Here is a 24115-nt window from a genome sequence, read left to right as displayed (position 1 = left end):
TGCCTGCTCACTTGCTCTGCGGGACCTTCCGGTCACTGCCCTGGTCTCGTTCGCCTCCGGCAAAACGGGCCTTCACAGCGGCGCCATGGGCCGGGAGGTCCTCGGCCTCGGCGAGGGTCACCACATGGTGGGCGACCTCGGCCAGCGCGTCACGCGAGTAGTCCACGACATGGATGCCGCGCAGGAAGGACTGCACGGACAGGCCGGAGGAGTGGCAGGCGCAGCCGCCGGTGGGCAGCACGTGGTTGGAGCCGGCGCAGTAGTCGCCGAGCGAGACCGGGGCGTACGGGCCGACGAAGACCGCGCCGGCGTTGCGGACCCGGGCGGCGACGGCGGTGGCGTCGGCGGTCTGGATCTCCAGGTGCTCGGCGCCATAGGCGTCCACGACCTTGAGGCCCTCGTCGATGCCGTCGACGAGGACGGTCGCGGACTGCCGGCCGGCCAGCGCCTCGGTGATCCGCTCGATGTGCTTGGTGGCGGCGACCTGGCGCTTGAGGGCCGCGTCGACGGCGTCGGCGAGGTCGGCGGAGTCGGTGACCAGGACGGCGGCGGCGAGGGTGTCGTGCTCGGCCTGGCTGATCAGGTCGGCGGCGACGTGCTCGGGGTCGGCGGTGGCGTCCGCGAGGACCGCGATCTCGGTCGGCCCGGCCTCGGCGTCGATGCCGATCCGGCCCTTGAGCAGGCGCTTGGCGGAGGCGACATAGATGTTGCCGGGGCCGGTGACGAGGTTGACCGGCAGGCACTCGTCGGTGCCGTAGGCGAACATCGCGATGGCCTGGGCGCCGCCGGCCGCGTAGACCTCGTCGACACCGAGCAGGGCGCAGGCGGCGAGGATGGTCGGGTGCGGGCGGCCGCCGAACTCCTTCTGCGGCGGGGAGGTCACGGCGATGCCCGTGACACCGGCTTCCTGCGCCGGGACCACGTTCATGACCACGGAGGACGGGTAGACCGCGAGGCCGCCGGGGACATAGAGGCCCACCCGCTCGACCGGCACCCAGCGTTCGGTGACCGTGCCGCCGGGGACGACTGTGGTGGTGACGTCCGTGCGGCGCTGTTCGCGGTGGACGATCCGGGCGCGCCGGATGGACTCCTCCAGGGCGGCCCGCACGGCGGGGTCGAGCCCGTCGAGCGCCTCCCGCAGGGCCTCATCGGGCACCCGTACGCGCTCGATCTCCACACCGTCGAACCGCAGCGCGTAATCGATCAGCGCCGCGGTCCCGCGATGGCGTACGTCCTCGCAGATGGGCCGCACCTTCTCCAGGGCGGCTTCCACGTCGAACTCGGCACGGGGCAGCAGGTCGCGCAGGGCGCCGCCCTCGGGAAGGGCGTCACCGCGCAGATCGATTCGGGAGATCACTCCCCCAGTGTCTCAGACCCGCTCCGGCGCCCGAGCGGCCGTATCACTCAGTGATACACAGCGGAGCACACCTCGGACGCACCGTGACCCGGCCGTTCGAAGTTGACCGGAGTTGGCCCTGACCATGCGTGTTCAAGCAGTCACGGGGCGGGCAAGGGCCACACGACGGCGTACGGGGAGACCTGCGGGACGCAACACGACCAGTGCACGAATTGCGTCCGAACAGGTTGCGACACACCACGGGAGAGCAAGGGGGACCCACAGTGACCGAACCCGCGGACGGCGACGCGCCGGCCGAGCTGCAGCTGACCTCCGCGGAATGGAGCATGTGGCAGGCCTTCCGCAACGGCAGCACCTGCGATCTGCACATCGGCGATCCGGCCAGGGACGATCCGCACGGGCAGCATCTGTGGGGCCCGGAGCGCCGGGTGCGGGCCCGGGTCGTGGCGCTGCTGCTGCTCGACGGGCCGCCGGCGCAGCCCGGCCGGGTCTCCGCGCTCAAGCTCACCGGTGCGTACATCACGGACACTCTCGACGTCGCGGGCGGCACGATCAAGCCATTCGTGGAGCTGCGGGACTGCCGCTTCGAGGCCGAGGTGGTGCTCCCCGAGAGCCGCTTCACCACCCTGCGGCTGGTGAACTGCGCGATACCCCGGGTGGAGGCGGCCCGGCTCCAGACCGAGGGCGATCTCCACCTGCCGCGCTGTGTGGTGCAGTCCGGCATCCGGCTCACCGACGCGCACATCGGCACGGACCTGATGCTCAATCAGACCGTGGTGCACAAGGACCGCCAGGGCCGATCGATCATGGCGGACGGGATGACCGTCACCCAGGACCTCCAGGCCGAGATGCTGGAGTCCTACGGGGAGCTGTCGCTGCGCGGCGCCACCATCGGCGTGTCGCTGAGCCTGCGCGGCAGCCGGCTGAGCAACCCCTTCGGCCGCCGCGCCCTGAACGCCCCGCAGCTGACCGTCGAGCGCACCTTCTACCTGACCGCCGCCGGGCTGCCCAACTCCCCGTTCTCCAGCGGCACCACTCCCCCGTACGGCACCGTCTACACCCCCTCACGCGGCACCCGTGTGCAGCGCTTCGAGTGCGAGGGCGGGATGCGGCTGGACGACGGGCGGTTCGGCGACGCGGTCGACTTCGAGGACGCCCGGTTCATCATGGAGTCCGACCAGGAGCTGTCGCTGCGCCGCATCCAGACGCCCGAGCTGCGGTTCCTCGGTGAGCGGCCGCAGCGCGGCCGGGTGATCCTCTCCGGCGCCCGGGTGGTCAATCTCGTCGACAAGTCGGCGAGCTGGCCGGGGCTCGGCGGCCTGTGGATGGCCGGCTTCGCCTACGAGACGCTGATCCCGCGCGGCCACTTCCCGCTCTCGCTGCGGCTCCGGTGGGTGGCCGCGGCGACCCCCGAGTACGCGCCCGAGCCGTACGAGATGCTCGCCGCCTCGCTGCGCACCACCGGTGAGGACGCCGACGCCCGCGAGGTGCTGCTGGCCAAGCAGCGGCGGCGCCGCGAGACGCTGCCGCTGGCGGCGAAGGCCTGGGGCTTCCTCCAGGACTGGACGGTGGCCTACGGCTACCGCCCGGGGCGGGCCGCGGTGTGGATGGCCATCCTGTGGGCGATCGGCACGATCTACTTCTCGATGTCCCCGCCGCCGCCCCTCAAGACGGGCGAGGCGCCGCCCTGGAATCCGTATCTCTACTCCCTCGACCTGCTGCTGCCGGTGATAGACCTCAACCAGAGCGCCGCCTGGAAGCCGGGCGGCGGTGCGCAGTGGGCGGCCGCGGTGCTCATCCTGGCGGGCTGGGTGCTGGCCACGACGATCGCGGCCGGTGCGTCCCGGCTGCTGCGGCGGCAATAGCGGGGGTACGGGTGGTGGCCCCGCACGCCACAGGCTCTAGGCTTACGGGCTGTGACCTCCGTGCGCCTACCGCTCTTCCCGCTGAACTCGGTGCTGTTCCCGGGACTCGTGCTCCCGCTGAACGTCTTCGAGGCGCGGTACCGGGCCATGATGCGCGATCTGAGTGCCGTACCCGAGGACGACCGCCGCTTCGCGGTGATCGCGATCCGGGACGGCCGGGAGGTCGCCGCCACGGCCCAGGGCATGCCCGACAACACCGTGCCCGCCTCGGACGGTCCCGCGGCGGGCTTCGGCGACGACCCGGTGCAGGCGTTCCACACCGTGGGCTGTATCGCCGACGCGGCCACCATCCGGGAGAAGTCGTCCGACGACGACACCGGCTACGAGGTCCTCGCCACCGGCACCACCCGCTTCCGGCTGCTGTCGGTGGATGCCTCGGGGCCGTATCTGACCGGGGAGCTGGAGGAACTGGAGGACGACGACGGTGAGGGTGCCGGCGCGCTGGCCTCCGGGGTCGTACGGGCGTTCCGGACCTATCAGAAGCGGCTGGCCTGGGCGAACGAGCGGACCCTGTCGAGCGGGCAGGACCTGCCGGCCGACCCGTCCGTGCTGTCGTACCTCGTCGCCGCGGCGGCCGTGCTGGACGTGCCCGCCAAGCAGCGGCTGCTGGAGGCGCCGGACACCGCGGCCCGGCTGGCACAGGAGCTGAAACTGCTTCGCCAGGAGTCGGCGCTGCTCGGTAAGCTCCCGTCGCTGCCGGCGGTGGACCTGACCCGGCAGCCGACCAGCCCCAACTGACCGAGCGGCCCCAGCTACCGGGCCCCTGACGCGAGGCACGAAGACGTTGGCGAAGAAGTCCAAGAAGTCCGTCGGCACCCCGGCGACCGTCGCCCTCACCGCGGCCGGCGTCCCGTTCACCACGCACTCCTACGAGCACGACCCGGCCGCCCCGTCGTACGGCGAGGAGGCCGCCGAGGCGCTCGGTGTCGCGCCGGACCAGGTGTTCAAGACCCTGCTGGCGGACGTCGACGGCACCCTGACGGTCGCCGTGGTCCCGGTGTCGGGGTCGCTGGACCTCAAGGCGCTGGCGGCCGCGGTGGGCGGCAAGCGGGCCACGATGGCCGATCCGGCGGCGGCCGAGCGCAGCACGGGCTACGTCCGCGGCGGCATCTCACCGCTGGGGCAGCGCAAGCGGCTGCGCACCGTCGTGGACGCCTCGGCCGAGGGCCGGCCGACGGTCTGTGTCTCGGCGGGGCGGCGCGGCCTGGAGGTCGAGCTGGCGCCCGGTGATCTGGTGGCGCTCACGGGGGCGCACCTCGCGCCGATCGCCCGCGGCTGAACACGCCGCGGGGCGGCCGGTGGACCGGCCGCCCCGTGCGGTTGCGTGCTGCTCAGCCCTCGGCGGGCGGCTTCTGGTCGTGGTGCTCCCGGAGCCGGTCCGGGACCTCCTGCTGCGGTGTCTCCGGAGCCTCCGGTGCCTGCTGGACCTCCGGTCCCTGCTCCCCGTGCTGCCCCTGGAGCCAGTACGGCACCTCCGGCACCGGGTCGGGCGGTCCGAACAGCGCGGACAGCAGCACCTGGGTGAGCATCGCCCCCATCGGCCAGGCCAGCAGGGCGCCCTTGGCCTGGAGTCGCAGCGGGCCGTCGAAGACCACACCGGGGCCGACCTGCTTGGCGTGTGCCACCACATCCGGGGTCGGGCCCAGCCACATCCCCGTCATCCAGCCCAGCGTCGCGCCGAGCAGCCCGCCCACGACCAGCGCCACGACCAGCGGAATCCCGCCGCGCCGGCGGAAGAGGAAGACCACGGCGGTGGTGAGCACACCGAAGGCGAAGGCCAGCAGGAGGAAGGTGCCGTCCGCGCCGATCGACTCCTCGCCCTCGGTGTTCTTGAGGTAGACGTTGCGGGTGTCCGCCACCAGCGGGACATGCGGCGCGAGCCAGTTCCACAGCAGGCCGAGCAGCGCACCGGTCACCGCGACCAGGAGCGCGATCAGCGCACCCTCGCGCAGCTCGCGGGCCAGCTCCGGGCCGCCGAGACCACCGTGATCGGCGTCGGGCGCGGCCTCGGGGTGCCGGGGCTCTTCGGGCGGTTGGTTGTCGCGGGGTGTCAGCGGTGCGGTCACACCGTCATCGTGCCAGGTGAGGCTGGTGGGGCCGGAAGCAGGACGCCCGTTCGGCGGGGTGGCACCGCTCATCGGGTCGCCGCCCGCCGGTAGGCCCAGGTGGCGACGGCCAGTGACAGCACGCCGACGGCCGCGCAGACGCCCAGGTCGGCGCCGACCGCGACCCAGTCCGGGTGCGGGTCGAAGCTGCGCGCAAGCGCCTCCACGCCATAGGTCGAGGGCAGCAGATCACGGGCCCAGCCGATCACCGCGGGCATCCGCTCGGCCGGCAGCACGCCCAGCAGCAGCGCCGCCGACATGCCCAACTGACCGCAGAGCGTGGCGAGTTCCTGGCGCGGGGCGAGCAGGCCGAGGGCCGCGCCGAGACCGGCCAGCGCCGCCCCGGCGAGCGGGAGCACCGCGGCCAGCACCCACAGATGGGACATCGGCAGCTGGAAGAGGACACAGCCGGTGACCGCGGTGACCACCGTGCCCGGCACGGTGAACGAGGCGTACGCGGCGGCGGCGCCGAGCACCACGGCGGCCGGCGGCACCGGCAGCGTGGCGTAGTGGTCGAGGCCGCCGCCGGCCCGCAGCTGGCCGAAGTACTGGGCGAGGAGGTTGAGCGCCACGAAGGCGACGACCAGCACACTGGAGCCGGACACCACCGACCGCGCCGGTTCGCCGCCGTCGACCACCCCGCGCAGCAGGACCATGATCCCGATGGACTGGAAGGTGGCGACGAACAGCAGCGGGATCCGTGCGACCCGGGCCCGGGAGAGCTGGGCACGGTAGACGGCGACCAGCGCGGGCACCAGACGGGCGCGCGGCGCCAGCGGGGCCGCCTCCTCGTCTCGCGCTCCGGTCGCCGGAGCCGCCCCGGCCACCGCCTGCACGGGAACCACACTCACGCTGTCATCACGCCTTCCTCGCTGCCCCCGTGGTCTTGCATACGTCCGCCGGACCGGTCCCCGTTCACGCCTTGACCAGCCCCTCGGCACGGCCGCCGAGGGCCAGGTAGACATCTTCCAGGCTCGGCGTGGCGAGGGTGAAGTCGTCGAGGGCGGCGAAGGCGGGGCCCGCGGTGACGGCGGCGACGGCGGAGCGGGCCCGGTCGGCGGGGAGGCGGAGGGTCCAGCGGCGGCCGGAGGCGTGCGCGGCGGCTTCGAGGGCGGCGACCTCGGGCACTTCCAGCGGCGGGCGGTCGCGCCACACCAGCTCCAGCCGCACCTCGTCGCTCACCATTTCCTTCAGTCCGCCGGGCGTGTCACAGGCGATGACCCGGCCGCGGTCGATCACCGCGACCCGGTCGAGCACGCTCTCGGCCTCCAGGACGTTGTGCGTCACCAGCACCACCGTGACGCCGCGCTCGGCCCGCCGCCGGTCCACCGCGGCCCATACGGCGCGCCGCGCGACCGGGTCCATACCGGTGGTCGGCTCGTCCAGCACCAACAGCGGCCGCTCGCCGATCAGCGCGGTGGCGAAGCAGGCCAGCCGGCGCTGCCCGCCGGAGAGCTTCTTCAGGGCCCGTCCGGTGAGGTCCGCGAGGCCCAGTTCGTCGATCACCGCGTCCCGCTCGGCGCGCGCCTCGCGGGCCCCGAGCCCGCGCAGCCGGCCGGTGGTCTCCACGGCCAGCGCGACGGTCATCTCGTCCAGGGCGGTGGATTCCTGGCCCAGGTAGCCGAGCAGCCGGGCCGCCCGCTCCGGGTGGCGCACCAGGTCGTGGCCCAGGACGGAGATCCCGCCGGAGTCGGGGCGCAGCAGTCCGGTGAGCTGGCGCACCAGGGTGGACTTCCCGGCGCCGTTGGGGCCGAGCAGCCCGAAGATCTCGCCGCGGTGCACATCGAGGGTGATGCCGTCGTTGGCGCGTACGGCGGGCGCCTGTGCCGCCCCGCGGCGCCCGCGCATCGCGGGGTATGTCTTGACCAGGTCCCGCACGGCGCACACCGGCACCCCGCGCTTCACCTGTTTTGCGCCCGTCCTCACGAGCTATGAGGGTACGCGTCCCCGGGCCGCCTCCGGGCCGCGGGGCTCCGGCGGGCGAGCCGGGCCCGGGGCGGCGCGGGCCGTCAGTCCCCGGCCGGCGTGTGCTCGGCGGCCGTCCGCAGATCGACCTCGCGCCAGAAACCGGCCCGGATCGCATAGCGGTCGTGCTCGTCGATCTGGTCGTCCTTGTGGGCGAGCAACCCGAAGCGGGCGGCGTAGCGCAGCAGTTCACCGTCGATCCGGTGCGGGATGCGCGGGTACTCCGTGGACAGCTGCTGGAGATGCGCGGCGTCGGAGAGCCGGTCGGTCCAGCGGCGGGCGAAGACCTGACCGACCTCGAAGGGGTCACCGCTGACGGCGGTGATGTCCTCCTCGCGGTCGGCCCAGCGCTGCTCGGCGCTGGTGAGCTGGGCGAGGGTGGGCAGGGCCGCGGTCCCGTCCGGTTCACCGGCGGCGCCGCCGCGCTCGACCCAGCCCTTGTCGGACGACCAGCGCAGGGTGGCGCCCGCCGCGGGGGCAGGCCCGCCCGCGCCGGCCGGCGGCTGGCCCGCGGCGTGCGCCCGGCCGAGGCCGGCCAGGTCCTTGGGGGTGGGCACGACCTTGGAGCCGGCGGCGCCGGGCCCGTCGGCGGCGGTCGCCGCGCTCCCGGCGGCCGCCGGGCGGGAGACGCCGTTGGCGCCGTTGTGCTCATGGGTGTGTTCGGCGGCTTCCGGGCCGGCCGCGGCGGCGGCCGCGGCTGCCGCGGCCGCGGACTCGGGCAGCGGCGCGGAGAGGATCGCGGCGATCTCGGGGCGGGGCACCGGCGGCGGGGCGCAGGGGCCGCCGAGTTCCTTGGCGCGGACCGCGCGGGTGATCCAGGTCCGGTCCAGCACCCGCCGCTCATCGGCCTCGGCGACCAGGTCCTCGGACTGGTTGTAGTCGCCGTCCGCGGCCTGCACGGCCCACAGATGGACGGCGACGCCGTGCTCCTTCGCCGACATCAGTCCGGGCAGCAGATCACCGTCGCCGGTGACCAGCACGATGTCGGAGCAGGCGCGGTTACGGGCGAGTTCGGTCAGCTCGGCGTGCATGGCGGCGTCCACGCCCTTCTGCGCCCAGCGGCCGTCACTGCGGGTCAGGGCACCCAGCCGGACGGTGACCCGGGGCATCACCCGCAGCCTGCGGTGCTCGGGCTGCGGGACGCGGTCGGGGGCGCCGTCGAACCAGTAGATCCGCAGCAGCGGGCGTTCGGTCTCCGCCTCGGCGCGCTGGCGCAGCCCCTGGATGAGGGCGGCGTGGTCGACGGTGATCCTGGAACGGGCGGGCTCTCCGGCGAGCAGACTGGCGGCGGCACCGAGCAAATATCCGGCGTCCACCAGGACGACGCAGCGATCCACGTTCCACCCTCTTCCCTGAGGTGCTGAAAGTCCGGTCGCCCCCCGGCTCGGCCCATGGCTCGAGTGCTCTTCGGCTTTCCTTCGAGTCTGCCCGACCGTACGGGCGTTATCTGCCCGAACTCGATCATCGGCGTGGCGGATTCAGCGGGGGCGTCGTACACGGTGCGTGACCAACCATATAACGCACGGTAATTGCCCGAAATGCAGGCACCTGTCCGCCATGTCAGTCTGGTTCCGGCCCAGATCCCGGATTCCCCCCTCAGGAGGCAAAGATCATGGCCAAGGACAAGAAGCAGGACCGCAGTCAGCAGAAGGCCTCCGCGGCAGAGCGCGGCCAGCAGGAGGCCCAGAGGGCGAGCCTGGAGGCACAGTCCCAGGCACGGTCGCAGGCGCAGGGCAGCCCGGCGGATGTGGCACGTAAGCACCAGCGGCGCTTCGGTCACAACTGACCTGTGCCGCAGGGAAGTTGAGGGGCGCGTCCGCAACGGACGCGCCCCTCGGGGTAACAGCGGCCCCTCGGCGGGCCGGCCGCTCAGCCCGCCAGACAGGACGGGCCGAGCAGCACCTTCAGATCACCGAACAGCGACGGGTCGGGCGTGACCCGGTGCCGGTCCAGCCGGAGCACGGTGGTCTTGCGCGCCCCCAGGAGCTTGATCCGCACCTCCGTGGAGCCGCGGTGACTGCTGAGCACCTCTCCCAGCTTCTCGACCATCGGCGGGGTGACCTTGACCGTCGGAATGGTGATCGTCACCGGGGCGTTGGTGCCGGCCTCCGAGAGGTCGGGGACCATCATCTCCATGGCCACCAGCCGCGGGATGTCCTCCCGCTTGTCGAGGCGGCCCTTGACGAAGACCACGGTGTCCTCGACGAGTTGGGTGGACACCAGCTGGTAGGTGGCCGGGAAGAACATGCAGTCGATGGAGCCGGCCAGGTCCTCGACGGTGGCGATGGCCCAGGCGTTGCCCTGTTTGGTCATCTTGCGCTGGAGGCCGGAGATGATGCCGCCGATGGTGACGATCGAGCCGTCCGAGTAGTCGCCGCCGGTCAGCTGGGCGATGGCGGCGTCCGCCTTGTCGGACAGGACGTGCTCCAGGCCGAAGAGCGGATGGTCGGAGACGTAGAGACCGAGCATCTCGCGCTCCTGGGCGAGGAGATAGGTCTTGTCCCACTCGACGTCCGAGAACTCGACGTCCAGCCCGAAGCCCGGCCCCTCGTCGGCGCTGTCGTCGCCCATGCCGCCGAAGAGGTCGAACTGCCCCTCGGCTTCCTTGCGCTTGACCTGGACGACGTTGTCGATCATCGGCTCGTAGTGGGCCGTCAGCCCCTTGCGGGTGTGGCCCATCTCGTCGAAGGCACCGGCCTTGATCAGTGATTCGGTGGTGCGCTTGTTGCAGACGACCGCGTCGACCTTGTCGAGGTAGTCGGGGAAGGAGAGGTACTTCCCCTTCGCCTTGCGGCAGCGGATGATCGAATCGACGACGTTCTGGCCGACGTTGCGGACCGCGGTGAGGCCGAAGAGGATCACATCGTCGCCCTGGGCGGCGAAGTTCGCCTCGGACTCGTTGACGTTGGGCGGCAGCACCTTGATGCCCATGCGCCGGCACTCGTTCAGATAGACCGCCGACTTGTCCTTGTCGTCGCGCACGGAGGTCAGCAGCGCGGACATGTATTCGGCGGGGTAATTGGCCTTGAGGTAGGCGGTCCAGTAGGTGACCAGGCCGTACGCGGAGGAGTGCGCCTTGTTGAAGGCGTAGCCGGCGAACGGGACCAGGACGTCCCACAGCGCCTGGATGGCCTGGTCGGAGAAGCCGTTCTTGCGGGCGCCCTCCTGGAAGAGCACGAAGTTCTTCGCCAGCTCCTCGGGCTTCTTCTTGCCCATGACGCGGCGGAGGATGTCGGCCTCGCCGAGGGAGTACCCGGCGATGATCTGGGCGGCCTTCTGCACCTGCTCCTGGTAGACGATCAGGCCGTAGGTGAGGCCCAGGACCTCCTTGAGCGGCTCCTCCAGCTCCGGGTGGATCGGGGTGATCTCCTGGAGGCCGTTCTTGCGCAGTGCGTAGTTGGTGTGCGAGTCCATGCCCATCGGGCCCGGGCGGTACAGGGCCGAGACGGCGGAAATGTCCTCGAAGTTGTCGGGCTTCATCAGCCGCAGCAGCGAACGCATCGGGCCGCCGTCGAACTGGAAGACGCCGAGGGTGTCACCGCGGCAGAGCATCTCGTACGTCTTGGGGTCGTCCAGCGGGATGGAGAGCATCTCCAGCTCGACGCCCTTGTTCTTCTTCACCATCTTGACGGCGTCGTCCATGATGGTGAGGTTGCGCAGGCCCAGGAAGTCCATCTTCAGCAGGCCGAGCGACTCGCACTGGGGGTAGTCCCACTGCGTGATGGTGACGTTGTCGGTGTGCCGGACCCAGACCGGGGCGTGGTCGACGATGGGCTCGCTGGACATGATCACGCCGGCCGCGTGCACACCCATCTGCCGGACCAGGCCCTCGACGCCCTTGGCGGTGTCGATGACCTTCTTCACGTCCGGTTCGTTCTCGTACATCCCCCGGATCTCGCCCGCCTCGCTGTAGCGCGGGTGCTGGGGGTCGGTGATGCCGCTGAGGTCGATGCCCTTGCCGAGGACGTCGGCGGGCATGGCCTTGGTGAGGCGGTCGCCCATGGCGTACGGGTAACCCAGGACGCGGGCCGAGTCCTTGATGGCGTTCTTGGCCTTGATCTTGCCGTAGGTGCCGATCATGGCGACCTTGTCGGCGCCGTACTTCTCCGTGACATACCGGATGACTTCGACGCGCCTGCGCTCGTCGAAGTCGATGTCGACATCGGGCATGGAGACACGCTCGGGGTTGAGGAACCGCTCGAAGATCAGCCCGTGCGTGATCGGGTCGAGGTCGGTGATGCCCATCGCGTACGCCACGATCGAGCCGGCCGCGGAGCCACGGCCGGGGCCCACCGCGATGCCGTTGTTCTTGGCCCACATGATGAAGTCGGCGACGACGAGGAAGTAGCCGGGGAACCCCATCTGGATGATGATGTCCATCTCGTACTCGGCCTGCTTCTGCCGGTCCTCGGGGATCCCGTCCGGGTAGCGGCGCTGCATGCCGACCCGGACCTCCTCCTGGAACCAGGTGACCTCGGTGAAGCCCTCCGGGATGTCGAACTTCGGCATCAGGTCGCGCTTCTCGAACATCCCGGAGGTGTCGATCTGCTCGGCCACCAGGAAGGTGTTGGCGCAGCCCTCCTGCCAGGCGTCCGAGGAGTCGATGGCGTACATCTCGTCCGTGGACTTGAGGTAGTAGCCGGTGCCGTCGAAGCGGAAGCGGTCCGGGTCGGAGAGGTTCTTGCCGGTCTGGATGCACAGCAGGGCGTCGTGTGCCGTGGACTCGTGGGCGTAGGTGTAGTGCGAGTCGTTGGTGACCAGCGGGGGGATGCCGAGCTTCTTGCCGATCTCCAGGAGGCCGTCGCGGACCCGGCGTTCGATCTCGATGCCGTGGTCCATCAGCTCCAGGAAATACCGGTCCTTGCCGAAGATGTCCTGGTATTCGGACGCGGACTTCAGCGCCTCGTCGAACTGGCCGAGCCGCAGCCGGGTCTGGAGCTCACCGGAGGGGCAGCCGGTGGAGGCGATCAGGCCCTCGGACCACTGGGCGATGGTCTCCTTGTCCATCCGCGGCCACTTCTGGAGCCAGCCCTCGGCGTACGCGTCCGAGGACAGCCGGAAGAGGTTGTGCAGACCGGTCTTGTTGGCCGCCCAGATCGTCTTGTGGGTGTAACCACCGGAACCGGAGACGTCATCGCGCTTCTGGTGCGGCTGGCCCCACTGGATCTTGCGCTTGTTGCGCCGCGACTCCGGGGCCACATAGGCCTCGATGCCGATGATCGGCGTCACCCCGGCCTTCTGCGCCGAGTGGAAGAAGTCATAGGCGCCGTGGAGGTTGCCGTGGTCGGACATGGCGATATGCGTCATGCCCATCTCGTTGCACGCCTTGAACATGTCCGACAGCCGCGCCGCACCGTCCAGCAGTGAGTACTGGGTGTGGACATGCAGGTGCGTGAAGGGGGGCCTGGACGGGGCTGCCACGGCGGAGGACCTCCGGGAAAACGGTCGGCGGGGGCGCCTGCCCGGCATGACCGGGAGGGGCGGATGGTGGTCTCGAAGTCTACGGCTCCCCGGTGACAATCGACGGGCACCGACGAGTAGCCTCGCGCGTTGTCAGTGGCAGATCCTCCCCCGGCCACCGCCGGGGGATCCGCCACGGATCCCGTACCGTTCCGCACCTCAGGAGGCACCCAGCGATGCCGTCCCAGCACGCCCCGGCGCAGGACGCCGCGCAGCGCGGCGAGGAGATCCTCGCCGTTTTCGACACCGCCTTCGGAGAGCTGCTCGCCGCCGACCCCGCGGCCTTCCGCGTGAAATTCCGGAAGATGGCCGCCTCCGCGTTCGCCTTCTACCGGGGCACGGCCTGCCTGTTCTACCGGGACATGGAGGCATACGCCGCACAGGACGGCGGCAAGGACAGCGGCCCGTATCTGGACGAGCGGACCGCCCGGGTGTGGATCCACGGCGATCTGCACGCCGAGAACTTCGGCACCTACATGGACGCCACGGGCCGGCTGATCTTCAACGTCAACGACTTCGACGAGGCCTACGTCGGCCCGTTCACCTGGGACCTGAAGCGGTTCGCCGCCTCGGTCGCGCTGATCGGCTACGCCAAGGCGCTCAGCGACAAGCAGATCACCGACCTGGTGCGCACCTACGCGGCCGCCTACCGGGAGCGCATCCACGCACTGGCCTCCGGGACGAAGAGCTCCGACAAGGACGAGCTGCCGCCCTTCACGCTGGACACCGCCGAGGGCCCGCTGCTGGACGCGCTGCGCGACGCCCGCTCGCTGACCCGGTTCGGGCTGCTGGACTCGATGACCGAGATCCGCGACTTCGAGCGGCGCTTCGCGGCGGGCGGCGGCAGCGTCGAGCTGGACGCGGCGACCCGCTACAAGGTCCTCGCCGCCTTCGACGGCTATCTGGAGACGCTGCCGGAGTCGAGCCTGAACCGCCCGGACTCCTACCGCGTCAAGGACGTGGTGGGCCGCCGTGGCATCGGCATCGGCTCGGCCGGTCTGCCGTCGTACAACATCCTTCTGGAGGGCAACAGCGACGCCCTGGAGAACGATGTCGTGATCTACATGAAGCAGGCGCAGACCCCGGCCGTCTCCCGGCACATCACCGACCCCGAGGTCCGCGGCTACTTCCAGCACGAGGGCCACCGCACGGTGATCTCGCAGCGCGCCCTCCAGGACCACGCCGACCCGTGGCTGGGCTGGACCGAGCTCGACGGCGCGGGCCAGCTGGTCGCCGAGATCTCGCCGTACGCGGTCGACCTGGACTGGTCCGACATCGACGACCCGGAGGAGATCGCGGCCGTGGTGGCCGACCTGGGCCGGGCCACCGCGACCATGCACGCCGCCGCGGACGACGAGAGCGGCCACTCCCTCGTCCCGTTCTCGACGGAACGCGCCATCGACGCCGCCATCGCGGCCGATGAGGAGGGCTTCGCGGCGCTGCTGGTGGACTTCGCGCACTCCTACGGCGCCCGCGCCCGTGCCGACCACCAGATCTTCGTGGACCTCTTCCGCAACGGCCGGATCCCCGGCCTGTAGGGAGCACGGGCCCGAGTCGCTCCGTACGCACCGTATCGTCCGGTGCGTACGGCTTCGGGCCCCCTTAAGCACCCCTTATCCCTCCTCATGGCACACTCGGCTGCGATGGACATTTCGGCACCTCACCTGCGGGCCCTGCGCGCGGCGCTCTTCACGGCGCTGTGCGTCTCGCTGTCCGCGGCGTCCCATGTGCTGCTGTCCCGTATGCCGCTGCCGCTGACCACCGTCGCCGCGATCGCCACCCCCGTCTTCGTCCTCGCCTACGCGCTGGCCGGCCGGGAGCGCGGCTACTGGCGCATCGCGGCGCTGCTGGTCCCCCTGGAGCTCACCGCCGATCTGATGTTCAGCCTCGGTCAGCACACCTGTTACGGCGCGGCCGGCGGACCGGTCGCCGGCCCGCTGCGCTCGCTCGGTGTGGATCTGCTGTGCGGCGGCGGCCCGGTCGGCACACCCCTGACGCGGCTGCCCGAGGACCAGGCCGGGCCGGTGAGCAGCTGGCTCGTCCTGCTCGCGGCGCATCTGCTGATCGGGCTGCTGGCCGCGGGCTGGCTGCGCCGCGGTGAGGCCGCGCTCGGCCGGCTGCTGGGCGCGGTGGCCGGCTTCGCCTTCCGCCCGCTGCTCCTCGCCGTCGCGGTCATCGGCGCCACCGCCGCCCCGCGCCGCCCGGGGCCCGCTCCTGTCCGGTCCGGGCGTCCCGTCCGCACCGTCCCCCTGCTCGTGCACTGTGTCGTGCGCCGTGGGCCGCCCTGCGCGCTCGCCGCGTAGGCCACCGCACCCACCCCGTCCCACGGACTTCACGGAGCAGGAACAGTCATGAGCAATCGCAACAACCAGGCCAACAAGCAGGCAGCCCGCGAGCGGCTGCGCGCCGAGCGTGAGCGGCAGGCGAAGAAGGACCGGCTCCGCCGGCAGCTGACCGTCGGCGGTGCGATCGTCGGTGTCCTGGCGATAGCCGGCGGCATCGCGGTGGCCGTGGCCTCCTCGGGTGACGACGGAGCGAACGGCCCGCTGGTCAAGCCCGCCAACACCAGCGGCACCAACGGCACCACGATCATCGTCGGCAAGAAGGACGCCAAGAACACCCTGGAGCTCTTCGAGGACCCGCGCTGCCCCGGCTGCGCCGCCTTCGAGCAGACCGCCGGCGCCACCATCGAGAAGGACATCAAGGACGGCAAGTACAAGGCCTCGTACCACCTGGGCACGTTCCTCGACAACAATCTCCAGGGCACCGGCTCCAAGAACGCGCTCAGCGCGCTGGGCGCCTCCCTGAACGTCAGCCCGGACGCCTTCCTGAAGTACAAGTACGCGCTGTACTCGAAGGAGTTCCACCCGGACGAGACCGGGCCGGACAAGTTCGCCGACGACAGCTACCTGATCAAGGTCGCCGACACCGTCCCGGCGCTGAAGGGGAACGCCGCCTTCCAGAAGGCCGTCAAGGACGGCACGTACGACCGCTGGGCGCTGGGGGTGTCCAAGGCCTTCAACTCCGTCAAGGACGTCAAGAGCACCCCGACGATCAAGCTCAACGGCACGGTGCTGGGCACGAAGACCCCGCAGGGCACGTCGGCACCGTCCAGCGTGGCCGCCTTCAACTCCGCGGTGGACAAGGCCCTGAAGAAGTGACGTAGGCGAGGACCGGTCTCCCCGGCCGGCCCTCCTCGCTCCTCGGCCGGCACGCTCCCCGCGTGCCGGCCGATGCCAAATCTTGACCCGTGCCGGTGCCGCGCACATGGCAGACTCCCGAACGTGCAGGCGACGGGAGGGCGTCCCGGGACCCGGCCGGCGGCCGCGCCGGGGGTCCAGCTCCGGGCGGTGCGGGCGGCGTTGTTCAGCGCGCTGTGCACCACCCTGTCCGCGACCTCCCATGTCCTGCTCTCCCACGCCCCGTTGCCGCCCGCGTCGGTCGCCGCGATCTGCGCCGGTGTCTTCGCCGCGGCCTATGCGCTGACCGGACGGGAGCGCGGATACGGCCGGATCGCCGCGCTGCTGGTGCCCCTGGAGCTGACCGCCGACACCGTCTTCACCGCCGGGCAGCACACCTGTTACGGCGGGGCCGGCGGCCCGGTCGCCGGCCCGCTGCGCTCGGTCGGCGTCGATCTGCTGTGCGCGGGCGGCGAGTTGGGCACTCCGCTCGCCCGCCTCGCCGCCCACACCGGCACGCCGCTGCCGCCGGTGCCGCCGGCCGCCCCGTGGCTGCTGCTCGCCGCCCATGTCGCCGTCGGCCTGCTCGCCGCCGGCTGGCTGCACCGCGGTGACGCCGCCCTGGACGCCCTGCTGCGCGCCGCCGCGGCCGGCGCCTTCCGCCCGCTGCGGACCGCGGTCGCGGTGGTCACCACCGCGTTCCCGCCGCCCCGTCGGCGCCGGTGCCCGCCACCTCCGCCGCCGGCCGGCCCACTCCCCCTCCTGGTGCACTGCGTACTGCGCCGCGGCCCGCCCGCCGCGGCCGCCGTCTGACCAGTCCGCAGCAGCAACCCCACCCTTGAGAGACGGAACCCCCCATGAGCAACCGCAACACCCAGGCCAACAAGGCCGCTGCCCGCGAGCGCATCCGGGCCGAGCGCGAGCGCCAGAAGAAGAAGGAGAAGCTGCGCCGTCAGCTCATCGTGGCCGGGACCGTGGTCGGCGTCCTGGCCGTGGCCGGCGGCATCGGCTTCATGGTGATGAAGGCCAACGAGCCCACGGGCTGGGAGGCCGCCAAGGAGGCCAAGCCCGTCGCGCCCGCCCACACCCAGGGCAAGAACGGCACCGAGATCCTGATAGGCGACAAGAACGCCAAGGAGACCCTGGAGGTCTTCGAGGACATCCGCTGCCCGGCGTGCGCCTCCTTCGAGCAGAGCAGCGGCGAGGCGCTGCTCAAGGACATCAAGGACGGCCGCTACCGGGTCCGCTTCTCGATGTACACCTTCATCGACGACACCCCGGCCGGCGGCGAGGGCTCGAAGAACGCGCTGAGCGCGCTCGGCGCGGCGCTGAACGTCAGCCCGGAGGCGTTCCTGAAGTACAAGGCCGCGCTGTACTCCGCCAAGTTCCACCCCGAAGAGCAGGTGGACACCTACGGCAAGGACGCCGAACTGCTCAAGGTCGCCGCCACGGTGCCGGAGCTGAAGAACAACAAGGCGTTCGAGACGGCGGTGAAGCAGGGCACCTACGACCGCTGGGTGATGGACATGACCGCGCTGTTCGGCCGTAAGGGCGTCAAGGGCACACCCACCTTCATGCACGGCGACAAGAAGCTGACGATCCCCCAGGTACCGCAGCAGCAGATGACGCAGGCGCAGTACAACCGGCTCGCCCAGGCCAACTTCAAGAAGATGATCGACAAGGAGTTCGGCCCGGCGAAGGGCTCCGGGAAGCCGGACCCGGGCAAGGGCGACAGCAAGGGCGATGAGGGCCGGAACGGCATTCGCGAGGGCGAAAAGGACCCCACGGCCTCCCGCTGAGCGCCTTTCGGACAACGGGCGGGCGAATTCTCGGGGTTGCCGTGAATTCGCCCTCCCGGGCCCGCTTACCGGCCAGTAGGGTGAGCGGCCGTGACCGATCATGACCAGATCTCGCGCCGCACTGCCGTTACGGCCGTAGCCGCCACCGCCGCACTTCTGCCGTTCGCCGGCGCCACCACGGCGCACGCCCAAGAGGCCTCCGGCCAGGACCCGTTCTTCCAGCACGGAGTCGCCTCCGGTGACCCGCTCCCGGACGGCGTCCTGCTGTGGACCCGGGTCACGCCGACCCCGGCGGCCACCCCCGGATCCGGCCGGGGGCCGGCCACCGAGGTGAGCTGGCAGGTGGCGACCGACAAGGACTTCGCCTCCGTCGTCGCCCGGGGGAACCTGACCGCCTCGGCCGCCGCCGACCACACCGTCAAGGCGGACGTCCGCGGCCTGAAGCCGGCCACCCACTACTACTACCGCTTCACCGCCGGCGGGCAGCACTCCCCCGTCGGCCGGACCCGCACCGCCCCGGCCCATGACTCCGCCGCCGGCAACGTCCGCTTCGGTGTGGTCTCCTGCGCCAACTGGGAGTCCGGCTACTTCTCCCCGTACCGGCACCTGGCCGCCCGCACCGACCTGGACGCGGTGCTGCACCTCGGCGACTACCTCTACGAGTACAAGTCCGGCGAGTACCCGGAGTTCAAGTACGTCGTCCGCCCGCACTCCCCCGCCCACGAGCTGCTGACGCTCGCCGACTACCGCATCCGGCACGGCGTCCACAAGACCGACCCGGACGCGCTGGCCATGCACGCCTCGCACCCGGTCATCGCCATGTGGGACGACCACGAGTTCGCCGACAACGCCTGGAAGGGCGGCGCGACGAACCACACGCCGGACAGCGAGGGCCCCTGGTCCGCGCGGATGGCCGCCGCGAAGCAGGCGTACTTCGAGTGGATGCCGGTGCGCCCCTCGACGGCCGGCACCACCTACCGCAGGCTGCGCTTCGGCACCCTCGCCGATCTGCATCTGCTGGATCTGCGGTCGTTCCGCGACGAGCAGGCCAAGCCGGGCAGCGGCGCGGTCGACGACCCGAGCCGTACGCTCACCGGGCGGGCCCAGCTGGACTGGCTCAAGGCCGGCCTGGAACGCTCGGACACCGCCTGGCGGCTGGTCGGCACCTCGGTGATGATCTCGCAGGTCGCCTTCGGCGCCGTCCCCGCGAAGCTGCTCGGCCCGCTCGCCGACATCCTCGGGATACCCAAGGAGGGCCTGGCGATCAACACCGACCAGTGGGACGGCTACACCGATGACCGGCGCGAGCTGCTGAGCCACCTCAGCGACCGCGGCATCGACAACACCGTGTTCCTGACCGGCGACATCCACATGGCCTGGGCCAACGAGGTGCCGCTCCAGGCGGCGACCTACCCCGCCGACCGCGCGGTGGCGACGGAGTTCGTGGTCACCTCCGTCACCTCCGACAACGTGGACGACTTCCTGCACGTCGCCCCGCACACGGTCTCGCTGGCCGGGGTCGCCGCCCTCAAGGCCGCCAACCGGCATGTGAAGTGGCTGGACATGGACTCCCACGGCTACGGGGTCCTGGACGTCAGCGCCGAGCGGACGCAGATGGACTACTTCGGGGTCTCCGACCGGACCGACCCGCAGGCCACCAGCGAACTGCTGCGCTCGTACCGCACCCGGTCCGGCACCCAGCAGATGGAGCGGGCGGACCAGCCGGTCGGCTGACGGCGCACGTCCCGCGCGGCGCCGGCCGCCCGGTTCACAGCCCGGCGAGGAAGCCCAGCGCCACCTTCCAGGCGCGCTCCGCGGCCTCCGCGTCGTAGTCGGGCAGCCCGGGATCGGTGAACAGGTGGCCGGCGCCGGCGTAGCGGAAGACCTCTACGTCCGCGCCGGCCCGGCGCATCTGGAGGTACCAGGCGTTCAGCCAGTCGTGCGGCTCGTACGGGTCCGGGTCGGCGACATGCAGTTGCACCGGCAGATCGTCGGCGGTGGTGTCCTCCGCGATGTCCGAGGTGCCGTGCAGCAGGAGCAGCCCGCGGGTCTTCTCGTCGCCCAGCGCGAGGTTCTGGGCGACCGAGCCGCCGAAGGAGAAGCCCGCATAGACCAGCCCGCGGTCGGAGTACGGCGCCACGGCCGTGATGGCGCGCTTGAGCAGCTCCTCCTTGCCGATCTCGTCCTTGATGAGGATGCCGTCCGGTACCGATTCCGCGGTCCGGCCGTCGAACAGATCGGGGACGATCACCTCGTGTCCCGCGGCCCGCAGCCGGTCCGCCGCGGCGTGCACCGCGGGACGCAGCCCGCATACCGAATGAAACAGGACAATCGTCGAAAGCCCGCTGTTCGAGGACTCGGTCGAGGCCGGCACTGACATCACTTCCCTGGAGTTGGATCGCACTGCCCCCATCGTGCCAGCTACGGTCGGTAGGACCGGCAGGAGCACACCGCACGCACCACAGCAAGGAGGAACACCGTGTCCCTGGAGGCCGTGCTGCGTCCGATCGTCGTCATCGGCGGATCGATCGTCCTCACACTCATCCTGGTCTGGCTCACCGACCGCGCCCTGCGCCGGGTCGACGCCGCCCACCCCGAGACGCCCTTGTGGGGACTGCTGCGCCGCTGCCGGATACCGCTGCAAGTGGCGCTGTGCACGGCCCTGTTGGGCAGCTCCTACGACAAGTCGGGGCTGAAGATCGCCGAGGACCACGAGGCGGGCATCGGCCGGGCGCTGACCCTGGTCCTCATAGCGGCCACCGCCTGGCTGGTGGTCCGGGCCGCGGCGGCGATCGTCGAGTCGTCGTACTCGCGCTACGCGGCGAGCGGCCGGGACGCGGCGCGGGTGCGGCGGGTGCGCACCCAGGTGACGCTGATCCAGCGGGTGGTGACGGCCGTGGTGATCGTCGTCGCGGCCGCCTCGATGCTGCTGACGTTCCCGGAGATGCGGGCGGTCGGCACGTCCATGCTGGCGTCCGCCGGACTGCTCGGCATCGTCGCCGGTATCGCCGCCCAGTCCACCCTCGGCAACCTCTTCGCGGGGCTCCAGATCGCCTTCGGTGACATGGTGCGGATAGGAGACACCGTGGTCGTGGACGGCGAGTGGGGCACCGTCGAGGAGATCACGCTGACCTTTCTGACCGTACGGACCTGGGACGAGCGCCGGATCACCATGCCGGTGTCGTACTTCACCGGCAAGCCGTTCGAGAACTGGTCGCGCGGCGGGTCGCAGATGACCGGCACCGTCCTGTTCCATCTCGACCACAGCGCGCCGGTGGAGAAGATGCGCCAGCGGCTGCTGGAAATCCTCCAGGAGTGCCCGGACTGGGACGGCCGCTCCTGGAGCCTGGTGGTCACCGAGACCACCCCGTCCACGATCGTGGTGCGGGCGCTGGTCACCGCGCGGGACGCGGACACCCTCTGGACGGTGCGCTGTGAGGTCCGCGAGCGGATGCTGGAGTGGCTGCGGACCGAGCACGCCTACGCGCTGCCGCGGATCAGCACCGCACCGGCCCCGCTCGGGGTCCCGGAGGCGCGGCACGGCGAGGAGCCGGACGCCCGGCAGCTGCGGAAGGGCTGAGCGGCCCGGCCGCCCGGCCGCGCCCCGGCGTCAGGGCGTGTGCCGCAGACTGCGCATGTCCAGATGCCGCAGCACCCGGTCGACGATCTCCGGGTCCGTGCCCGGCTCGCTGCGCGCGGCCAGCACCTCGTGCCGGGCGGCCGAGAGCATCTCGCCCTGGATGCGGTGCACCTTCTTCATCCGGTGGATGCGCCGCTCGAAGAGCTCGCGGCGCTCGTCGTCGACGATGTCCGGCGCGATCCGGGCGCCCATGTCGTACGCCCGGCGCGCCAGCTGGTCGCTGACCTCGTCGGGCAGCTCCTCGACCTCCAGGATCTCCTTCAGGCGGCGCTTGGACGCCTTGATCACCCGGATCGCCAGCTCCCGCTCCAGCGCGTCGACGGCATCGGTGTCGGCCCGCACCCGCAGCCTGCGCACCAGCCAGGGCAGGGTGAGGCCCTGGACGAGGAGGGTGCTGAGCACCACCGCGAAGGCGATGAAGAGGATGTCGTCACGGGCGGGGAAGCCGCTGCCGCCGTCGATGCTGAAGGGGATGGCCAGCGCCAGCGCCACGGAGGCCACCCCGCGCATCCCCGACCACCACATGATGAGCGTCTCCCGCCAGCTCATCGGGATCTCCTCGTCGTAGTCGCGGAGCTTGTGCATCCGCTTGGCCAGCCAGGCAGCGGGCAGCAGCCACAGCAGCCGGACGCCGACGACCACCCCGACGACCGCGGCACCGGCCCCGAGCAGCTGACCCCAACGGTGCGACGCGGCCCCGAAGATGTTGTGCAGTTCCAGCCCGATCAGCCCGAAGGCGACGCCGGTGACGAGGGTGTCGACGACCTCCCAGAAGGTGTAGCCGGCCAGCCGGCCCATCACATCGTCCGCGTCGACCGCGTATTCGGCCAGGAACAGCGCGCACGTCAGCACCGCGAGCACACCGGAGCCGTGGAACTCCTCGGCCAGGACATAGGCGACGAACGGCACCAGCAGCGTCAGGCCGATCTGGAGCGTCGGGTCACCGAGCAGCCCCATCAGCTTGTTGGTGACCCAGCCCAGCAGCAGGCCGACCGCTATCGCCACCACCGCGGACAGCACCAGCGAGCCGATCGCGGCGGACACCGAGAAGCTGCCGCTGACGGCCGCGGCGAGGGCGACGTGGTAGAGCACGATCGCGGTGACGTCGTTGAACAGCCCCTCGCCCTCCAGGATGGAGACCAGCCGGCGGGGCAGCCCGAGCTTGCCGGCGACGGCGGTCGCGGCGACCGGGTCGGGCGGTGCCACCAGCGCGCCGAGCACCACCGCGGCGGCCACCGGCATCCCGGGCACCACCGCCTGGGCGACCGCGGCGACCGCGGCGGTGGTGGCGAAGACCAGCGCCACGGCGAGCAGGAAGATCGGCCGGAGGTTGGCGGTGAACTGCCGCCAGGAGGTGCGCTGAACGGCCGCGTAGAGCAGCGGCGGCAGCACCACCGGCAGGATGAACTCGGGCGGCACCTCGACGTTGGGCACGAACGGCAGCAGCGCCAGTACGGCGCCGGCGAGCGTCATCAGCACCGGTGACGGGAGCCGCAGCCGGTCGCCGACCGGAACCATGACCACGGCTCCGAGCAGCAGGACGAACACAAGAGCCAGCTGGTCCACGGTGGCGACGCTCCGGGGTCGGATCCGGTCATGTTCCGTCCCCAGCCTGCCATGAAGCCGCCGGTTGCCCGCGGTGCCGGCGACCCGGAGGCCGCCGCGTCAGCCGCTCTCGTCCCGGACGGTGTCGAGGGCGCGCTGAAGATCGTCCGGGTAGCCGCTCTCGAACTCGACCCAGCGGCCGTCCGAGGGGTGCTCGAAGCCCAGCCGGACCGCGTGCAGCCACTGCCGTCCGACGCCCAGCCGCTTGGCGAGCGTGGGGTCCGCGCCGTAGGTCAGATCGCCGACGCAGGGGTGGCGGTGCGCGGCCATGTGCACCCGGATCTGGTGGGTGCGGCCGGTCTCCAGCTTGATGTCGAGCAGGCTGGCCGCACGGAACGCCTCGATCAGGTCGTAGTGCGTGACCGACGGCTTGCCCTCGGCGGTGACCGCCCACTTGTAGTCGTGCTGGGGGTGGCGGCCGATGGGGGCGTCGATGGTGCCGCTCATCGGGTCCGGGTGGCCCTGAACCAGGGAGTGGTAGCGCTTGTCGACCGTCCGCTCGCGGAACTGCTGCTTGAGCAGGGTGTAGGCGCGCTCGGACTTGGCGACCACCATCAGGCCGGAGGTGCCGACATCGAGGCGGTGCACGATGCCCTGGCGCTCGGCGGCGCCGGAGGTGGAGATGCGGTAGCCGGCCGCGGCCAGACCGCCGATGACGGTGGTTCCGCTCCAGCCGGGGCTCGGGTGGGCGGCGACCCCGACGGGCTTCATGATCACCACGATGTCGTCGTCGTCATGGACGATCTCCATGCCCTCGACGGGCTCGGCGACGATCTCGACGGGCGGCGCGGCCTGCGGCATCTCGACCTCCAGCCACGCGCCGCCGTGCACCCGCTCCGACTTCATCACCTCGGATCCGTCGACCCGGACCTTTCCGGCGGCGGCGAGTTCGGCCGCCTTCGTACGGGAGAAGCCGAACATCCGGGCCAGCGCGGCGTCGACGCGCTCGCCCTCCAGGCCGTCCGGTACGGGCAGGGTGCGGATCTCGGGAATGGTGCTCACCTCACGAGTATGGCAGTCCCGCCATGGTGTCCTGCCCGGGGCCGGGCCCCGGCCCCTGGGGCCCGCCGACCGGCGCCA

The 24115-nt window shown here is 71.4% G+C and carries 20 protein-coding genes; 11 read left to right on the top strand and 9 right to left on the bottom strand.

Annotation, left to right across the window (positions count from 1 at the left end; translation table 11 throughout):
• Positions 1–7: 7 nt before the first annotated feature.
• The gene (hisD, locus tag TU31_RS34425; RefSeq protein WP_042162094.1) at positions 8–1357 is read right to left on the bottom strand and encodes a histidinol dehydrogenase; all 1350 of its coding nucleotides are present in this window, start codon (positions 1355–1357) and stop codon (positions 8–10) included.
• A gap of 263 nt (positions 1358–1620) precedes the next feature.
• Between hisD and TU31_RS34420 the strand changes: the two genes are divergently transcribed.
• From TU31_RS34420 to ybaK, 3 genes are read left to right on the top strand one after another with little or no spacing between them, the layout of a single operon-like run.
• Positions 1621–3222 carry a hypothetical protein gene (locus TU31_RS34420; RefSeq protein WP_042162093.1) on the top strand — a complete coding sequence of 534 codons (1602 nt, stop codon included), beginning with the start codon at positions 1621–1623 and terminating at the stop codon, positions 3220–3222.
• Positions 3223–3273: 51 nt separating this feature from the next.
• Complete coding sequence (locus tag TU31_RS34415) at positions 3274–4020, top strand: LON peptidase substrate-binding domain-containing protein (protein WP_042162091.1); 747 nt, start codon at positions 3274–3276, stop codon at positions 4018–4020.
• Positions 4021–4066: 46 nt separating this feature from the next.
• The gene (gene ybaK, locus TU31_RS34410) at positions 4067–4561 is read left to right on the top strand and encodes a Cys-tRNA(Pro) deacylase (RefSeq protein WP_042162090.1); all 495 of its coding nucleotides are present in this window, start codon (positions 4067–4069) and stop codon (positions 4559–4561) included.
• Between the two features lie 52 nt (positions 4562–4613).
• Here ybaK and TU31_RS34405 read toward each other — a convergent pair whose 3' ends face one another.
• The 4 genes from TU31_RS34405 to TU31_RS34390 all read right to left on the bottom strand — a co-directional run bounded on the left by TU31_RS34405 (position 4614) and on the right by TU31_RS34390 (position 8689).
• A complete protein-coding gene (locus TU31_RS34405) occupies positions 4614–5348 on the bottom strand; it encodes an ABC transporter permease (RefSeq protein ID WP_042162089.1) in 735 nt (244 codons plus the stop codon).
• 68 nt (positions 5349–5416) lie between these two features.
• A complete protein-coding gene (locus TU31_RS34400) occupies positions 5417–6238 on the bottom strand; it encodes an ABC transporter permease (protein ID WP_245698963.1) in 822 nt (273 codons plus the stop codon).
• A gap of 64 nt (positions 6239–6302) precedes the next feature.
• A complete protein-coding gene (locus tag TU31_RS34395; RefSeq protein ID WP_245698965.1) occupies positions 6303–7235 on the bottom strand; it encodes an ABC transporter ATP-binding protein in 933 nt (310 codons plus the stop codon).
• A gap of 161 nt (positions 7236–7396) precedes the next feature.
• Positions 7397–8689 carry an NYN domain-containing protein gene (locus TU31_RS34390; protein WP_042162083.1) on the bottom strand — a complete coding sequence of 431 codons (1293 nt, stop codon included), beginning with the start codon at positions 8687–8689 and terminating at the stop codon, positions 7397–7399.
• A gap of 275 nt (positions 8690–8964) precedes the next feature.
• On the opposite strand from TU31_RS34390, the gene TU31_RS39275 reads away from it, so the two are divergent.
• Positions 8965–9138, top strand: a complete 174-nt coding sequence (locus TU31_RS39275; RefSeq protein WP_181018731.1) for a hypothetical protein — start codon at positions 8965–8967, stop codon at positions 9136–9138.
• A gap of 83 nt (positions 9139–9221) precedes the next feature.
• Here the strand turns inward: TU31_RS39275 and dnaE are convergent, their stop codons facing one another.
• Positions 9222–12821 (bottom strand): DNA polymerase III subunit alpha, encoded by a 3600-nt coding sequence (dnaE, locus tag TU31_RS34385; RefSeq protein WP_042162081.1) that lies wholly within the window; start codon positions 12819–12821, stop codon positions 9222–9224.
• Positions 12822–12988: 167 nt separating this feature from the next.
• Between dnaE and TU31_RS34380 the strand changes: the two genes are divergently transcribed.
• The 6 genes from TU31_RS34380 (at position 12989) to TU31_RS34355 (ending at position 19524) form a co-directional block, all read left to right on the top strand.
• Positions 12989–14350: a DUF2252 domain-containing protein gene (locus TU31_RS34380; RefSeq protein WP_042162079.1), complete on the top strand. Its 1362-nt coding sequence runs from the start codon at positions 12989–12991 to the stop codon at positions 14348–14350.
• Between the two features lie 105 nt (positions 14351–14455).
• Complete coding sequence (locus TU31_RS34375) at positions 14456–15115, top strand: hypothetical protein (RefSeq protein ID WP_042162078.1); 660 nt, start codon at positions 14456–14458, stop codon at positions 15113–15115.
• Positions 15116–15163: 48 nt separating this feature from the next.
• Positions 15164–15973: a thioredoxin domain-containing protein gene (locus TU31_RS34370; protein ID WP_042162075.1), complete on the top strand. Its 810-nt coding sequence runs from the start codon at positions 15164–15166 to the stop codon at positions 15971–15973.
• A gap of 123 nt (positions 15974–16096) precedes the next feature.
• Complete coding sequence (locus tag TU31_RS34365; protein WP_078886108.1) at positions 16097–16804, top strand: hypothetical protein; 708 nt, start codon at positions 16097–16099, stop codon at positions 16802–16804.
• Positions 16805–16848: 44 nt separating this feature from the next.
• Positions 16849–17790 carry a thioredoxin domain-containing protein gene (locus TU31_RS34360; protein ID WP_042162073.1) on the top strand — a complete coding sequence of 314 codons (942 nt, stop codon included), beginning with the start codon at positions 16849–16851 and terminating at the stop codon, positions 17788–17790.
• A gap of 90 nt (positions 17791–17880) precedes the next feature.
• Positions 17881–19524, top strand: a complete 1644-nt coding sequence (locus tag TU31_RS34355) for an alkaline phosphatase D family protein (protein ID WP_042162072.1) — start codon at positions 17881–17883, stop codon at positions 19522–19524.
• Between the two features lie 34 nt (positions 19525–19558).
• On the opposite strand, the gene TU31_RS34350 is transcribed toward TU31_RS34355, so the two are convergent.
• Positions 19559–20170 (bottom strand): dienelactone hydrolase family protein, encoded by a 612-nt coding sequence (locus TU31_RS34350; protein ID WP_181018734.1) that lies wholly within the window; start codon positions 20168–20170, stop codon positions 19559–19561.
• Positions 20171–20275: 105 nt separating this feature from the next.
• Here TU31_RS34350 and TU31_RS34345 point away from each other — a divergent pair, with 105 nt between their 5' ends.
• Positions 20276–21370 carry a mechanosensitive ion channel family protein gene (locus TU31_RS34345; protein ID WP_042162196.1) on the top strand — a complete coding sequence of 365 codons (1095 nt, stop codon included), beginning with the start codon at positions 20276–20278 and terminating at the stop codon, positions 21368–21370.
• A 30-nt stretch (positions 21371–21400) separates the two neighbouring features.
• Here the strand turns inward: TU31_RS34345 and TU31_RS34340 are convergent, their stop codons facing one another.
• Both TU31_RS34340 and TU31_RS34335 read right to left on the bottom strand, forming a co-directional pair.
• Entirely contained in the window at positions 21401–22996 is a 1596-nt protein-coding gene (locus tag TU31_RS34340; RefSeq protein ID WP_042162068.1) for a Na+/H+ antiporter, read from the bottom strand.
• Between the two features lie 99 nt (positions 22997–23095).
• Entirely contained in the window at positions 23096–24037 is a 942-nt protein-coding gene (locus TU31_RS34335) for an RluA family pseudouridine synthase (RefSeq protein WP_042162066.1), read from the bottom strand.
• Positions 24038–24115 lie beyond the last annotated feature (78 nt).

It is taken from the genome of Streptomyces lydicamycinicus (genome assembly GCF_000829715.2).
Classification (GTDB): domain Bacteria; phylum Actinomycetota; class Actinomycetes; order Streptomycetales; family Streptomycetaceae; genus Streptomyces; species Streptomyces lydicamycinicus.
The sequence above is the reverse complement of the archived record's forward strand: the minus strand, read 5'-3'. Positions and strand labels throughout refer to the sequence as shown.

Coding starts and splice junctions, on each gene's coding strand:
- TU31_RS34375 (WP_042162078.1), top strand. CDS start 14,456: ATGGACATTTCGGCACCTCACCTGCGGGCCCTGCGCGCGGCGCTCTTC.
- dnaE (WP_042162081.1), bottom strand. CDS start 12,821: ATGCCGGGCAGGCGCCCCCGCCGACCGTTTTCCCGGAGGTCCTCCGCC.
- TU31_RS34380 (WP_042162079.1), top strand. CDS start 12,989: ATGCCGTCCCAGCACGCCCCGGCGCAGGACGCCGCGCAGCGCGGCGAG.
- TU31_RS34360 (WP_042162073.1), top strand. CDS start 16,849: ATGAGCAACCGCAACACCCAGGCCAACAAGGCCGCTGCCCGCGAGCGC.
- TU31_RS39275 (WP_181018731.1), top strand. CDS start 8,965: ATGGCCAAGGACAAGAAGCAGGACCGCAGTCAGCAGAAGGCCTCCGCG.
- TU31_RS34395 (WP_245698965.1), bottom strand. CDS start 7,235: ATGCGCGGGCGCCGCGGGGCGGCACAGGCGCCCGCCGTACGCGCCAAC.
- TU31_RS34370 (WP_042162075.1), top strand. CDS start 15,164: ATGAGCAATCGCAACAACCAGGCCAACAAGCAGGCAGCCCGCGAGCGG.
- TU31_RS34350 (WP_181018734.1), bottom strand. CDS start 20,170: ATGTCAGTGCCGGCCTCGACCGAGTCCTCGAACAGCGGGCTTTCGACG.